The following is a 13,216-nucleotide window of genomic DNA, read 5'->3' on the forward strand; positions in this document are numbered from 1 at the left end:
GCCACCTGCACATCAAGGGTTTCCAGCGCTGGCTGGTGCCTCCCTAACAAGCAGGGCCCGGCATCGCCGGGCCCTTGCTGTTTTCCGCTATCGAGAATCCGGCGCTCGGGCGCACCGGTTCATCACGCCTCGGGAGCGATGCGTCTCAGGGCCTGGCGGGCGTGTTTTGCCACGTCTCCCTCGCCTTCGGCGTAGTCGCGGAGGACGGGGAGGGCAGGGCGGGCCGCTTCGCCCATCAGGCTCAGGTCGTACAGCGTGCGCACCGGGTCGGCGGGGATCTGTTCGATCAGGACGGGGAGCGCCTCGTTGGCGTCGCGGGTGGTGTGCCAGAGGGCGAAGGCCGCGGCCGCGCGGGCGGGTTCGGTGGGGTCGTCGCGGACGGCGCGCAGGGCGGGGATGGCCGCGCGGGCCCGGGGGCCGAGTTCGCCGAGCCAGTCGCAGGCGTTGGTGTCGAAGCGCCAGCCGTGGCGTCCGGCCTTGCGGTCGAACTGGTGGCGGCGCTCCAGGACGTGCAGCAGCAGGCCGACGACCTCTTCGTCAGCCGGTTCGCCGAGGCCCATGAGGGCGCGGATGGCGGCGAGGCCGGTCTCTGGGTCCGGGCCCGACGCGACCCGCCGGAGGACGGTCAGTGCCCGTTCGTCGGCCAGGCCCCATCTGCGCAGGAACATGCAGCACGCGGCGGCGGTCTCCAGGTCACCGCTGTCGGGGGCGGGGACGCCGAGCCGCAGGATCAGTCCTTCGAGGACGGCGGTGACCTCGGGGACGGCCTGTTCTCCTTCGGGCCATTCCCTGATCCACGACAGCAGGGCCTTGGCCTCGAAGGAGGAGGAGCTGGCGAGCCGGGCTCGGACCTGCGGCCAGAGATGCTCAGCCAGCGCCGATGCCGCACGGAACCGGTGCTGTAGCTGGAGATCCAGGGGGGCGTGGGCGATCAGGCGCTGAAGCGCGGGCACGCATCGAGGGTCACCGCGCTGGGTCAGTGCGACGAGGGCCATCTCCGACAACTCGGGATCGCTCAGACAGGCCGCGAGGGCATCGGCGTATGCGGGGTGGGACGGCAGGTGGTTCTTGGCCACGGCCGCTCGCCGTACCACGGGGTCTGGGTGCCGCAGCAGGGACGCGACGGCGGCGGCGTGTTCGGGGAACCGGGGGAACAGGCGGTCCGCGGAGGCGACCAGGAGGTGGGTGGCCGCTGGGTTCGCTGGGCCGGTCCTCAAGCGCGCCAGCATCCGGGCCAGCCAGCGTGAGTGCAGCTCGGGCGTGGGGTGAAGCCAGCTGTCGACGGCGTCGACGGGGCCGCCCGGCGGGACGCCGACCCATTCGGGGTCGCCCCAGGCCAGTTCGGCCAGGGCCGATCCGGGCTCGCCGTCGCAGTGGGTGAGCGCGTCGAGGACCGCGTCGTCCACCGTCTCAGGGGTGTGCAGCAGCAGGCCGAGCGCGGCGCCCAGCGCGTCGGACGGCTCGCGATCCAGCCGGCGGCGCAGGTGGTCGTGGGCCATGGGGTACCGGCCGAGGGCGAGCAGCAGCCCGAGCCTGGTCGGGGCGTCCGGGTCGCTCTCGCTCCTGGCGCGGATGCGGGGAACCGCATCGTCGGGCATGTCCAGGTAGGTGAGCACGACGGCCAGGATCCGGCGGATCTGAACGTTCGGGTGGGTGAGCCGCTCCAGCAGCGCGGCCGACTCCGCGTTCGCGGAAGCGCCCAGCCTGTCGACCCAGTCGCCGAGGATGAACGGCGATTCGACCTCCACGTTCAGGTCGGCCAGCAGCGCCTCCAGTGCCGCGCCGCTGCGCTCGCCGGGTTCGTCCAGGTCGACGTCGAAGTCCCGGTAGACCACCGCCTGCCAGTCGAACCCGATCACTGAGCCCACGCGCGCACTCTAGCCCTGGACCGCCCCTGCGGGCGGTGGTCTTCAAGGGCGGTGGGGCGGCTCAGTACGCTCGGCTCATGCGGATTGTGGCGGTCGCCGATACGCACACCTATCATCGCGAACTCGCCGTCCCCGACGGAGATGTCTTCGTTCACGCCGGTGACCTGTGCCGGCGCGGCAAGGACCTGCGAGAACTCGAGGATGCCGCGGACTGGATGCAAGCACTTCCGCATCGCGCGAAGGTGGTCGTCGCGGGAAACCACGACTGGATGTTCATGGACGACCCCGCACGGGCCCGTGCCGTTCTCGCCGATCGCGGCATCCGCTATCTGGAGGACGGCGGAACGGAGATCAACGGCGTCACCTTCTGGGGCAGCCCCTGGCAGCCGGAGTTCAACCAGTGGGCGTTCAATCTCCCTCGGGGCCGTTCCCTCGCGGAGAAATGGGCTCTGATTCCTGACGGCGTCGACGTCCTGGTCACCCACGGGCCTCCGCTCGGAATCGGTGACGCGAACGCCTACCCCGGACGCCACGGTTGTGAGGATCTGCTGGCCCGGGTGCGGCAGGTTCGCCCCAAGCTGCACCTGTTCGGCCACATCCACCAGGACGGTGGGCTCTGGCGCCACGGGGAGACGACTTTCGTCAACGTCACGACGTGGGAATGCGAGCGCGGCCCCACCGTCGTCCGCCTGGACGCCTCGGGCGCGGTGGGCGAGATCGTGCCGCCCGCGCGAACCCGCTGAGCGACGACCGGGCCCGCTCTATGCGGGGATGAGAACGGTACGGAAGTGCGGCCACGGAGGCCTTTCTGCCCGGCGCGTGGCCGCTCTTTGTTTTGGCGTGTGCGCCCTTTTCGATGCCACGGTCGGCCCGCGTCCGTGACGACCTTGACCGACACCCGCGATGCCGTACGGTTCAGCCTGAGGGGAACGCGTTCCCAGATCAATCAAAAAACTCACGTGAAGGACGAAGATATGGCGATCGCCGAGGTCAACGTGACGTTGGCAGCTCTCGGTTTCTGGCACCTCGCCGGAGCCGACCGGGCGGAGAAGGAAGCGGTGGCGCTTGAGAGGGCGCGTCGGTGCTTCCCCCCGGAGGCCTCCCTTGAGGTCGCCCCCGACCAGGGCATTCCGGTCGTGGACGTCGTGGAGGTCGGACCCACCATCCTCACCGAGGTGAACAAGGACGAGGAGACGGTCACCGTTCTCGCGTTCAGCGGCCTCACAGGGGCCGGCAAGAAGGAGATCGAGCAGACGGCGCTGAAGAAGGCGCGCGCCTGCGTCGGCGAAGACGCGCGGCTGGAGATGTTCTACTGCGTGATGTACGAGAACGAGGACGCCGACGGTCCCCGCTACGAGACCTCCTGGGTGAACGTCGCGGCGGTCGAGCCGATCAGGCGTCCGCGGCTCGACGAGGAGGTCGAGCCTCTTCTGCTCATGGGCGTCACGGGGAGCACCAAGAAGGAGGTCGTGCGGAACGCGCTGATCAAGGCGCGTGCGGACGAGTCCTTCCGCCGGCGCGCCGGCGCGGACACCGAACTGTGGGTCGACTTCTCGGAGCACGGCCTGCAAGCCCGCACGTCCGCTGCCGGGTCCTCGGACCTCTACGTCGCCGATGGCCTGAAGGTCTGGGCGGTCGGCTGAGACACGGGCGACCCTTCGACGGGGGTCGCTCCCCAGGAGTGTGGCCCTTCCCGAGCATTCGGGAGGGGCCACATCTCTCTGCCGAACAGGCTTCTCCGAAGGCGGACGACCGCCTGCGGCGGTCAGGGGTCGCGTTTCTCCGGGGGTGGAAGATACGGGCGGAAGTGGTCGGCGACGATGTCGGCGACGGCGCCGGCGTCGCGGGTCCCGTCGACTTCGATCACGCGGATGCCGAGGCGCCGGGCGGAGCGGACGGCGTCGTCGGCGACGAGGCGGTCTCGTTCGATGCGGTTGCGTTGGGCCCGCGCGGGGTCGCTGACGCGGGGTCCGAAGGCGGCGGCTCGGGGGAGTTCGCGCAGTTGCCGGTCACGGAACGCCTCGGTGGGCACCATGACGACCATCTGCCGGGGGGAGCCGAGGACCGGCGCGACCAGCTCGGGGCGCAGTCCCCAGCCTTCGGCGATGACGGGGCGTCCCGAGACGAGGGCGCGCAGGTCGTCCAGGGCCCACTCGAAGCGGACCGGGAAGCCGGCGAGCGTCTCGGCGGCCATGTCCTGGGGGGTGGTGTTCACCCAGGTGGCGTCGGGGTCGGGGTCGGCGGGCGGATGGCCCAGCCTGATCCGGCGGGCGATCCGGCGGTCGTTGTGGCCGCGGGCGTCGTGGTAGTCGTAGTTGTAGCAGGTCAGCCCGTAGCGATCGGCCAGCAGCCGGGTCACGGTGGACTTGCCGGCCCACTGCCCGCCTCCGACCCACAGGACCCGGCGAAGCGTGCCGTAGGGGTCCCAGACCTGGCTGTCGGTGGCGTCCTCGGTCACAGGTCTCCTTCTTCGCGTCCAGGTGACCCGATGTAATCAGATGCCCCGGCTCGATGGCACCGCGAGCGGGGACCACCGGTTCCGGCGCTGTTGAGTACGAGGCGCCGGAGGGCTGAGTACGGGTACCCAGGCGGTGGCGCGACGGCCTCGGCAGAGTGGCGCCCGAGGTGAGGTCAATGACTACGGATCAACAACTTCCGGGAACGTCCACCGCCGGTTCGCTCGTCGCGCCCGGCGTCGAGGAGCTGGAACTTCGGATGTCGTCCGAAGCGGACGTCGAGTGGATCGGCCGTCTCCGGCACGAGGTCTACGCGCGAGAGCTCGGCCAGCACGCCCCCAACGACGCCGGGCTGCTCACCGACGACCTCGATGGGAGCAACGTCTACATCGTGGCGGTCCACCACGGCCGCCCGGCCGGGTTCATCAGTGTGACGCCTCCGTGGGCGGGCCGCTTCTCGATCGACAGGCACCTGCGGAGGGACGAGCATCCGGCGCTGTGCGAGGACGGCCTGTTCGAGATCCGGATCCTGGCCGTGGATCCGACCCTGCGGGGCGCGATGATCGGCAGGCTGCTGATGTACGCGGCGCTCCGCTGGGTGGCGGGGCACGGGGGCCGGGGCATCGTGGCCCTGGGCCGGGTCGAGCTGCTGCCGATGTACCTGGAGCTCGGGCTCGCGTCCACCGGGACGGCGGTGCGCTCCGGTGCCGCCGGGTTCCAGCTGCTCACCGGCGACGTCGCCGAGCTCACCGACCGGACCCTGCGACGCCACGGGCCGCTGCTGCGCGAGCTGGGACGGACGGTGCGCTGGGGCCTGGAGGTCCCGTTCCTGCCCGGGGACGAGATGTGCGCGCACGGCGGTGCGTCCGTCGAAGCGCTCGGACGGGGCTTCGACACCCTGGACGCGAGCGGCGAGGTGGTCCCCGCCGACGTGCTCGACGCGTGGTTCCCGCCGGCTCCCGCCGCGGTCGCCGCCCTGACCCGCGGGCTGGACTGGATCGCGCGGACGTCCCCGCCGGTGCGGGCGGACGGGCTCGTCGAGGAGATCGCGCGCCGGCGGGGCCTGCCCGAGAGCGTCCTCGCCGTCGGGGCGGGCTCCTCGGACCTGATCTTCCGCGCGTTCCGCGGCTGGCTGGACGCCTCCAGCCGGGTGCTGCTGATCGACCCCTCCTACGGTGAGTACGCGCATGTCGTCGAGCGGGTGATCGGCTGCCGTGCCGACCGGTTCCCGTTGCACCGCGCGGAGGGCTGGCGGATCGATCCGGAACGTCTCGCCCGCGTCCTGCGGAAACGCTATGACCTGGTGGTCATCGTCAACCCCAACAACCCGACCGGGGTCCATGCCGACGCGGCCCGGCTGCGGAGGGTGATGGAGGACGCGCCGGCCGGGACCCGGTTCTGGATCGACGAGACGTACGCCGGCTACGTCGGCGCGGGGCAGACGCTGGAGCCCTACGCGGCGGAGGCCGGTAATGCCGTCGTCTGCACATCGCTGTCGAAGATGTACGCCCTGTCGGGCCTGCGGGCGGCCTATCTCACCGCGCCTGCGCCGATCGCGGCCGAACTGCGCCGCTGGACCCCGCCGTGGGCGGTGAGCCTGCCCGCCCAGATAGCCGCGGTGAACGCGCTGCGCGATCCGGCGTACTACGCCTCCCGGTGGGCCCAGACGGCGGTGCTGCGCGCCGAGCTCGCCGCGGCGCTCGCCGAGGTCGACGAGAACCTGTCCGTCAGCGAGTCGGTGGCGAACTTCGTCCTGCTCACGCTGCCCGGGGGCGGGCTCACCGCGTCCCGGCTCGTCGAGCGGTGCAGGCGGCGGGGGGTGTTCCTGCGGGACCTGTCGCCGATGTCCCCGGCGTTCGAGGGCAGGACGGTACGGATCGCGGTACGGGACGCCGTGGCGAACGCCCGCGTGGCGGTCACCGTCGCCGAGGCACTGCGCGCCCCGCTCGGCATGGCGTGACCGGGGTCGCGGGTCCGCTCCCTTACCTCGCCGGAGCGCTGCTCGTCGGCGGTATCGCGGTCGTGCTGTCCAAACGGCGCGAGTACATGCTCCGGTGGTGCGCCTGGGCGGTGGGCGTGCCCGTGGTGGTCATCGCACTGGACGTGGGTCCCGGCGGTGCGGCCGTCCTCGCCGCCTCGGCGGGAGTGGCGTGCGCCATCGAATACGGCGGCCTGACCGACCTCCCGCGGCCGGACCGCGCGGTGCTCGCCGTCGCCGTGCCCGTCGCGCCCGTGACGGCCTGGGCGGCGCCCGCCCATCTGCCCCAGGCCCTCGCCCTCACGCTCGCGGCCGTCGCCCTGGTGCCGGTGCTGGCCGGGGACGCGGCCGGCGGCCTGTCCAGGCTGTGCTTCGGGGTGCTGGGAGTGATCTGGTTCGCGCCGCTGGCCGGCGTGGTCCTGCTCGGACCGGAGGTGCTGGCGTTGTTCGCCGCGGTGTCGATCGCCGACATCACCGCCTCCTTCGCGGGCCGGTCGCTGGGCGGGCCGCCCCTTTCCCGGCTGTCGCCGTCCAAGCACTGGAGCGGCCTGCTCGCGGGGACCGCCGCGGGGCTGGGGACGCTGGCCGTGTTCGGTGCGTTCACGCCCGCCTGGGCGGTCGCGGTGGCGGTCGGCGCCCCGCTGGGGGACCTGCTGGAGTCGATGGTCAAGCGGGGGGTCGAGGCCAAGGACTCCGCCTCGTGGCTCGCGGGCGCCGGCGGCCTCCTCGACAGGCTCGACTCTCTCCTTCTCGCCCTCGTGTTCGCCCTGGCGCTCGGCTGACGACCGGCCGGTCGTGCAGCGAGCGTCACCGGCAGCCCCCACCCGCGCCCCGGCTTTGGGGAGCCATGGCGATTCGTTTCCCGAGTGTTGCGCGGCGCTCTGCGCACAGCGGGTTGTTCCCGGGCCCCGGCCCCATTACCGTGCATATCTGAACGATCACTCTATGTAGTCGGATGTTGCAGAATCGGGGAGACATGTCGATCAGGCATCTCGTGGGCGGCGCCATCGCACTGGGCGCGGTCGCGGCCGGGACCTTCGGAGGTACGGGGACGGCGTCGGCCGCGGCGCCGGCCGCCGCCATCACCGTCTACGGCGGGCATGGCGGACACGACGGGCACGGCGGGCATGGCGGGCACGGCAAGGCCACGGCACCGGAACGGGTCCTGTCCGACAGCGCGCTCGTCCGGGCGTCCAGGGCCCTGGTGCACTCGGCGCGGCGCCACGGGAACCAGCACGTGACGATGGTCATCATGGAACGGGTCGGCACCATCCGGCTCGTGGTCCGCACCCGCAAGGCGGGCCCGCAGACGTACGAGTCCGCCAAGCGCAAGGCCTACACCGCCGTGGCGTTCGGCCAGCCCACGAGCGCCCTGACCGGAAACGAAACGATCAAGCAGATCCCCGGCACCCTGGTGCTGCCCGGCGGTGTCCCCGTCAAGTACCGGGGCTTCCCCATCGCCGGCATCGGCGTCGGTGGCGCACCCGACGGCAGGATCGACGAGGCCATCGCCAACGACGTCCTCGCGGCCATCGGCCGCTGACCGAAAAGCCTGGGAAAGCAGAAAACGGCCCCGAGGGGGCCGTTTTTCAATCGGACCAGGACTCGGCGGGAGCCCCGGTGGGGTTTCACTTCGAGCCGTCGGCCCAGAAGTGCTTGAAGAGCAGGAACATCAGCAGCATGAAGCCGGTGCCGCCGATGCCGGTGATGATGTTGCCCACGGCGTCGACACTGAGGTCGCTGTTGATGGCGGTCGTGATGACCGCCGTGAGGGCGACCGAGCCGGCCACCAGGTGCTTCTTTCCCTCGGCGGGGTTCTTCGCCAGCCGAACGACGATCCTGTAGCCGCCGAGGACCAGGCCGGCCCCCAGAGCGGTGAAGATGAAGTGGGCCCTGTCGCCGGAGACGAAGACGACGAGGGTGACGAAGGCCGCGACGGCGATGACGACGCGGTTGCGCTTGAGCATGGCGGTGATGTTGTCCATGATCGGGTTTCCTTTGCGTGAAGGGCCGCGCTGAGCACGGCTGTGATAATTGGGTTTGTCGGAATACGTTCGCGCTGAGCACGCCTGCGGTACTGACCGTCCCGAGGAGCGCCCACTGCGCAAGCGTCCGGTGGGGACCGATCTGTAGCCGCTGGTCGCGGAGGCGGGGGCCCGGAGCGGGACATGGCGTGAAACAAGCCGGCTCCCCGCGCACAGCGCGGGGAGCCGGTGGTTCAGTTAGAAAGGCGGGTCAGCTCTTCGCATCGTCCCTCGCCTTCTCGGCCTCTTCCTTGGTGTCGTAAGGCCCTGAGATCTCCCTGTCGGTGCCGACTTCCAGCACCCACCACTTCTTCAGCCTGCGTTTGCGCACATGCGTGTCCACATCGTCCTCCTTGCTTTGCGTCGCCGCCCGCGCCTAGTGCGGACGGTCGGTTCCTTACCGTGTTGGTCTTGTGGCAGTGCGCAAGGGAAGTGGATCGGAGGAGCCCGGCCTCTGGGGCGTCAGGCCCAGTCGACCAGGTCCACGGTGTCGTTGTCGGACGGCGGCTCCTCCAGGGGCTGGCCGGGGTACAGCGGACGGACCTTGCCGTTGTCCGCGTCGATCAGTACGGCGAGGCCGTGGGTGTTGTTGACCCACGAGGAGACGTTGTTGGCGGCGGTGTCGTCGCCCATGGGCAGGTCCTTGAGGTCGACCTTGTAGCCGGCGCCGATGCCGTAGGCCGGGCCTCGCCGGTTGTAGTCCCGGTAGAGGCAGAGGGTGACCGGGGGGCAGCCTTCTGCGTCGCCGAGCTTGACGACGCCGGGGGGAAGGTCCGCCTCGGCGGTGCGCGTCGTGACCGTGGCGGCCTGGGCCGCGGTCGAGACCGCGGGGCCGGTCACGGTGGCGCAGGCGGCCAGGGCGGTCGTGGTCACCAGGAGGCGCGCTTTCCAATTGGCCATCGGGGGGCTCTCCGTTCGTCTGGTGTGGTTGGCGGCTTGAGTGACGCCGCGCGACCACGGTTGCACGGAGAGTGACTGTACGTCAGCTCGCAGTGATGGCCTTATGTGGTCAATCGACTACCGATAGTGAGATAGAGCGAAGGGTTGTCGGGGGTTGGGGCGGTTCCTACGGTTGAGGCATGGACGGACGGGGTGCGCAGGGGCCGGGGGCGGTCGAGGCTGTTCGGTGGTGGGGCCGGATGGCCCGGAACCCGCTCGACACCTATGGGGCCTTGGCCAGACGCTACGGAGACACCGTGCGGGTGCCGTTCGGACGGAACCGGGCGTTCTTCCTTCTGTCGCGTCCCGAGCATGCCGAACGGGTCCTCGTCGCCAACCAGGACAACTACGTCAAGGCGTTCACGTATCGGCCGCTCCGGGCCGTTCTCGGGGACGGTCTCCTGACCAGCGAAGGCGGGACGTGGCGGCGGCATCGGCGGGTGGTGCAGCCGGTGTTCGCGCAGCGTCATGTCGTCGGGTTCGCGCCGCAGATGGTCGATACGGCCGCGAAGGCCGTCGAACGGTGGCCCGACGGGGTCGCGCTGGACGCGGCGAGGGAATTGCGACGCCTCACGTTGGGCATCGTGGGACGGGCGTTGTTCGGCAGCGAGCTCGAAGGGGAAGCCGAGAAGACGGGGCGGGCGCTTGAGGCACTCCAGAGAGCGGCCGTCGTCGGCACCTTCCTGCCCGGGGCGGCCGCAAAGCGCGGCGTGTATCAGCGGGTGCCGGGGCTTGGGGGTGCGCTGGAACACCTCGACGGCATGGTCCAGCGGGTCGTGCGGGGCTCGTCCGGCGGCGAACTGTTGAATCTGCTCAAGGAGAGCGGTCAGTTCAGCGAGGCGGAGCTGCGCGACGAGGTTCTCACCCTGTTGTTGGCCGGGCACGAGACCACGGCGGCTTCGCTTGCCTGGACGTTCATGCTCCTGTCGAAGTACCCGGCGGCCAGGGACCGCCTAGAGGACGAAGTGGACGAGGTTCTGGGCGGCAGAGAACCGACGGCGGAGGACGTCGACCGGATGCCCTGGACGAAGGCCGTCCTGTCCGAGGTGATGCGGCTCTGTCCACCTGCCTGGACGATCGAGCGTGACGCCCTCGAAGACGACGACGTCGCCGGAGTGCAGGTGCCAGCCGGTTCGACGATCGCCGTGCCGCCTTACCTGATCCATCGGAACGCCGAGGTCTGGCCGAATCCGGAGGGCTTCCAGCCGGAGCGGTTCATGGGGGAGCAGACACATCCCCGGTACGCGTATCTGCCGTTCGGCGGAGGGCGCCGCATCTGCGTGGGCGCCGGTTTCGCGATGCTGGAGGCGACCCTGGTGCTCGCCACCATCGCCCGGACGCACCGGCTTGACCTGGTACCCGGTGTGACCGTGCCCGTCCGGGCGGAGATCACGTTCCGTCCCGCGGGGGCCCTTCCGATGCGGGTCGTGCGGAGGTAGCCGCTCAGGCGGGCCGGATGTTGTGGTTGCGGTGGAACACGTTCTGCGGGTCGTAGGCGCGCTTGACCTCGCGCAGCCGCCGGAAGTCCTCCGGGGTGTAGGCGGTGGCCGTCCTGGACGTGTCGTGCAGGAAGTTCAGGAACGAGCCTCCGGTCGCGAAGGCGGCGAGCGGAGCGGCGTCCGCGGCGGAGCCCTCGATCGTGAGGGAGAACGGGACGTCCCGGTGCCCGACGGGGCCGGCGCCTGGGGCGGGGCACGCCATGGCGCCGCCCCAGTGCCGCACCTCGATCCCCGAGGCGTCGCTGCGGGCGATCGCAGAGATGAGTGCGTCGGGTAGGTCGGCGTACAGGTGGAAGTGCAGGGGCGGAGTGCCGCCCAGCGACTCGGTCTCGGCGTAGGGCATCGTCCGGAAGCTGTCATGCAGTGGCGGGCCCGCGACCTTCAGGAGGGAACGCAACGCGCGCGCGCCGTCTTCAGCGGTTCCCGCATAGACGGCGCGGAGGACGACGACCCGGCCGCGGTCAGCGTGGTCGGCCAGCGCCACTGAGACGGAGAGCGCGTCGGGGCGCGTGGCGGCGTCGTCCCGGAACTGGGTGAGGATCTCGGCGGCCCGTTCGGCCGGGAACAGCGCGACTCCCGCGTAGACGGTCGAGACGGGGTGGAGCCGGAACTCCAGGGAAGTCACGACGCCGAAGTTGCCGCTGCCGCCGCGCAGTGCCCAGAAGAGGTCGGGGTGGTGGTCGGCGTCGGCGGTGAGGTGCCGGCCGTCGGCGGTGACGAGCTCGGCGCGCAGCAGGTGGTCGGCGGCGAAGCCGAACCGGCGGGACAGCCAGCCGACGCCGCCGCCGAGGGTGTAGCCGGTGACGCCGACGGAGGCGTGCGAGCCCGACAGCGGCGCCAGGCCGAGGGGCGCGGCGGCGGCGATCACGTGGCTCCAGCGAGCCCCGGCCTCGGCGCGGGCGACGCGGCGGGACGGGTCGACCAGGACGCGGGACATGCGGGCTGTCCTCAGCAGCAGCCCCTCGTCCGGCGGGACGACGGTGCCGTGCCCGGTGGCCTGGACGGTCAGGGGCAGCCCGCGCTCACGGGACGCGAGGACCGCGGCGGGGACGTCCGCGGGGCCGGTGGCGTCGACGGTCAGCGGCTCGGCGGGGCGAGTCCGGGCGGGGGTCCGGGTGGCGGCATTCATGATCTCTTCCTTCCGGAGGTTCCTTCTCCACTTATTCGCACCGTAGCACTAGCCGGAGGTTATGTCTCCGGTTAGTGCCGTTTCTCGGCTCCTCCGCTCGGGGACGCTATAGTCATAGATCTTGATAGTCACTAACTGTGACTAGAGGAGATTCGGAGGGCGAGCCTCCACTACGCTGGGTTCATGGGTGCGAAGCAACGGCCGCTGCGGGCCGACGCGCGGGACAACCGCGACCGGATCCTCGCCGCCGCCCGTGAGGTGTTCGTCGAGCAGGGACCGGGCGCTCCGCTGGAGGAGATCTCGCGGCGCGCGGGCACCGGCATCGCCACCCTCTACCGGCGCTTCCCGGACCGGCGGACGCTGACGAGGGCCGTCGCCCTGGACGCCCTGGAGCGCACCAGGGACGAGGTCAGGCGCGCGCGGGACGAGGAGGGGACCGCCTTCGACGCCCTCGTCCGCTACATGCACCGCGTGCTGGACATCCGCATCGGCGCCGTCTTCCCCGTCCTGCTGGACCAGATCCCGTTCGACGACGCGGAGATCGCCGCCACCCGCGAGGAGGGCGTCGCCGTCATGAAGGAACTCGTCGCCGCCGCCCAGGAGGACGGCGACCTGCGTCCGGACGTCACCCACGGCGATGTCGGCATGCTGCTCGTGCGGTTGTCGCGCCCGCTGCCCGGCCCGCTGCCGCGGGAGACGGGCGAGGAGCTGGCGCACCGGCACCTCGACCTGCTCGTCGACGGCCTGCGCGCCGGACGCCCCGGGGAGCTCGGCGGCCCGGCGCTGACCTTCGACGACCTGCGGTCCATGGGAGACGGCCCGAAAAGGTGACGTTCGGGCCTGAACGGGCACAGGCGAGGACATGAACATCACAGGCATCATCAGCGCGATCGTGATCGGCGCGATCATCGGGGCGCTCGGCCGGCTGCTGCTGCCCGGCCGCCAGCCCATCGGCGTCCTCCTGACCGTGCTCGTCGGCATCGTCGCCGCGATCATCGGCACCGCGATCGCGCAGTCGGTCGGCGTCGCCACGACCAAGGGGATCGACTGGATCGAACTGGTCTTCCAGATCGGCCTGGCGGTGGTCGGCGTCGCGATCGTCGCCGGCCTCCGGGCCAGACGCGGCCATCGCCGCTACGAACGCTGACCGCCGTTCCCCTCCTCACCTGCACGGTCGCGGCCGCCGCTCCAGCACGGCGGTCGTTTGGCCGTCTCCGGCCGCCGTCATGCGGATCTCGTCAAACGGCGCTTGCGGTCGGCGAATCTTTGCTCTCATAGGGCGACCGAAAGGACGCGGAGAGTAACGAAGGGGCAGGGGGAGAC

Annotated in this window: 14 protein-coding genes; 8 read left to right on the forward strand and 6 right to left on the reverse strand. The window is 71.1% G+C overall.

The window, feature by feature from the left end; genetic code table 11:
- Positions 1-122: 122 nt before the first annotated feature.
- Entirely contained in the window at positions 123-1,868 is a 1,746-nt protein-coding gene (locus ABD944_RS05600; RefSeq protein WP_345173064.1) for a hypothetical protein, read from the reverse strand.
- 77 nt (positions 1,869-1,945) lie between these two features.
- On the opposite strand from ABD944_RS05600, the gene ABD944_RS05605 reads away from it, so the two are divergent.
- Positions 1,946-2,611 (forward strand): metallophosphatase domain-containing protein, encoded by a 666-nt coding sequence (locus ABD944_RS05605; protein ID WP_345173065.1) that lies wholly within the window; start codon positions 1,946-1,948, stop codon positions 2,609-2,611.
- 144 nt (positions 2,612-2,755) lie between these two features.
- Positions 2,756-3,511, forward strand: a complete 756-nt coding sequence (locus ABD944_RS05610; RefSeq protein WP_345173067.1) for a hypothetical protein — start codon at positions 2,756-2,758, stop codon at positions 3,509-3,511.
- Positions 3,512-3,633: 122 nt separating this feature from the next.
- On the opposite strand, the gene ABD944_RS05615 is transcribed toward ABD944_RS05610, so the two are convergent.
- On the reverse strand, positions 3,634-4,326 hold the full coding sequence (locus tag ABD944_RS05615; RefSeq protein WP_345173068.1) for a hypothetical protein: 693 nt from the start codon (positions 4,324-4,326) through the stop codon (positions 3,634-3,636).
- A 176-nt stretch (positions 4,327-4,502) separates the two neighbouring features.
- Here ABD944_RS05615 and ABD944_RS05620 point away from each other — a divergent pair, with 176 nt between their 5' ends.
- From ABD944_RS05620 to ABD944_RS05630, 3 genes are all read left to right on the forward strand, one after another.
- Entirely contained in the window at positions 4,503-6,284 is a 1,782-nt protein-coding gene (locus ABD944_RS05620; protein ID WP_345173070.1) for a histidinol-phosphate aminotransferase family protein, read from the forward strand.
- Complete coding sequence (locus ABD944_RS05625; protein WP_345173071.1) at positions 6,281-7,084, forward strand: phosphatidate cytidylyltransferase; 804 nt, start codon at positions 6,281-6,283, stop codon at positions 7,082-7,084. Before ABD944_RS05620 ends, ABD944_RS05625 begins: the two co-directional genes overlap by 4 nt.
- A 194-nt stretch (positions 7,085-7,278) precedes the next feature.
- Positions 7,279-7,845, forward strand: a complete 567-nt coding sequence (locus tag ABD944_RS05630) for a GlcG/HbpS family heme-binding protein (RefSeq protein ID WP_345173073.1) — start codon at positions 7,279-7,281, stop codon at positions 7,843-7,845.
- Positions 7,846-7,930: 85 nt separating this feature from the next.
- Here ABD944_RS05630 and ABD944_RS05635 read toward each other — a convergent pair whose 3' ends face one another.
- The 3 genes from ABD944_RS05635 to ABD944_RS05645 form a co-directional block, all read right to left on the reverse strand.
- The gene (locus ABD944_RS05635; RefSeq protein ID WP_345173074.1) at positions 7,931-8,287 is read right to left on the reverse strand and encodes a hypothetical protein; all 357 of its coding nucleotides are present in this window, start codon (positions 8,285-8,287) and stop codon (positions 7,931-7,933) included.
- Between the two features lie 250 nt (positions 8,288-8,537).
- Complete coding sequence (locus tag ABD944_RS05640) at positions 8,538-8,669, reverse strand: hypothetical protein (RefSeq protein WP_345173076.1); 132 nt, start codon at positions 8,667-8,669, stop codon at positions 8,538-8,540.
- A 119-nt stretch (positions 8,670-8,788) separates the two neighbouring features.
- Positions 8,789-9,226, reverse strand: a complete 438-nt coding sequence (locus ABD944_RS05645; RefSeq protein ID WP_345173078.1) for a peptidase inhibitor family I36 protein — start codon at positions 9,224-9,226, stop codon at positions 8,789-8,791.
- Between the two features lie 179 nt (positions 9,227-9,405).
- On the opposite strand from ABD944_RS05645, the gene ABD944_RS05650 reads away from it, so the two are divergent.
- The gene (locus ABD944_RS05650; protein ID WP_345173079.1) at positions 9,406-10,704 is read left to right on the forward strand and encodes a cytochrome P450; all 1,299 of its coding nucleotides are present in this window, start codon (positions 9,406-9,408) and stop codon (positions 10,702-10,704) included.
- A 4-nt stretch (positions 10,705-10,708) separates the two neighbouring features.
- Here ABD944_RS05650 and ABD944_RS05655 read toward each other — a convergent pair whose 3' ends face one another.
- A complete protein-coding gene (locus tag ABD944_RS05655; protein WP_345173081.1) occupies positions 10,709-11,893 on the reverse strand; it encodes an FAD-binding oxidoreductase in 1,185 nt (394 codons plus the stop codon).
- A 183-nt stretch (positions 11,894-12,076) separates the two neighbouring features.
- Here ABD944_RS05655 and ABD944_RS05660 point away from each other — a divergent pair, with 183 nt between their 5' ends.
- Both ABD944_RS05660 and ABD944_RS05665 read left to right on the forward strand, forming a co-directional pair.
- Positions 12,077-12,724, forward strand: a complete 648-nt coding sequence (locus ABD944_RS05660) for a TetR/AcrR family transcriptional regulator (RefSeq protein WP_345173082.1) — start codon at positions 12,077-12,079, stop codon at positions 12,722-12,724.
- A 31-nt stretch (positions 12,725-12,755) separates the two neighbouring features.
- The gene (locus tag ABD944_RS05665; protein ID WP_345173084.1) at positions 12,756-13,040 is read left to right on the forward strand and encodes a GlsB/YeaQ/YmgE family stress response membrane protein; all 285 of its coding nucleotides are present in this window, start codon (positions 12,756-12,758) and stop codon (positions 13,038-13,040) included.
- Positions 13,041-13,216 lie beyond the last annotated feature (176 nt).

Source organism: Actinomadura verrucosospora (assembly GCF_039540335.1).
GTDB lineage: Bacteria > Actinomycetota > Actinomycetes > Streptosporangiales > Streptosporangiaceae > Spirillospora > Spirillospora verrucosospora.

What these genes read in the sequence shown, in the direction of transcription:
- ABD944_RS05605 (WP_345173065.1), top strand. Translation starts at nt 1,946, where the DNA reads ATGCGGATTGTGGCGGTCGCCGATACGCACACCTATCATCGCGAACTC.
- ABD944_RS05620 (WP_345173070.1), top strand. Translation starts at nt 4,503, where the DNA reads ATGACTACGGATCAACAACTTCCGGGAACGTCCACCGCCGGTTCGCTC.
- ABD944_RS05630 (WP_345173073.1), top strand. Translation starts at nt 7,279, where the DNA reads ATGTCGATCAGGCATCTCGTGGGCGGCGCCATCGCACTGGGCGCGGTC.
- ABD944_RS05635 (WP_345173074.1), bottom strand. Translation starts at nt 8,287, where the DNA reads ATGGACAACATCACCGCCATGCTCAAGCGCAACCGCGTCGTCATCGCC.
- ABD944_RS05645 (WP_345173078.1), bottom strand. Translation starts at nt 9,226, where the DNA reads ATGGCCAATTGGAAAGCGCGCCTCCTGGTGACCACGACCGCCCTGGCC.
- ABD944_RS05650 (WP_345173079.1), top strand. Translation starts at nt 9,406, where the DNA reads ATGGACGGACGGGGTGCGCAGGGGCCGGGGGCGGTCGAGGCTGTTCGG.
- ABD944_RS05655 (WP_345173081.1), bottom strand. Translation starts at nt 11,893, where the DNA reads ATGAATGCCGCCACCCGGACCCCCGCCCGGACTCGCCCCGCCGAGCCG.
- ABD944_RS05660 (WP_345173082.1), top strand. Translation starts at nt 12,077, where the DNA reads ATGGGTGCGAAGCAACGGCCGCTGCGGGCCGACGCGCGGGACAACCGC.
- ABD944_RS05665 (WP_345173084.1), top strand. Translation starts at nt 12,756, where the DNA reads ATGAACATCACAGGCATCATCAGCGCGATCGTGATCGGCGCGATCATC.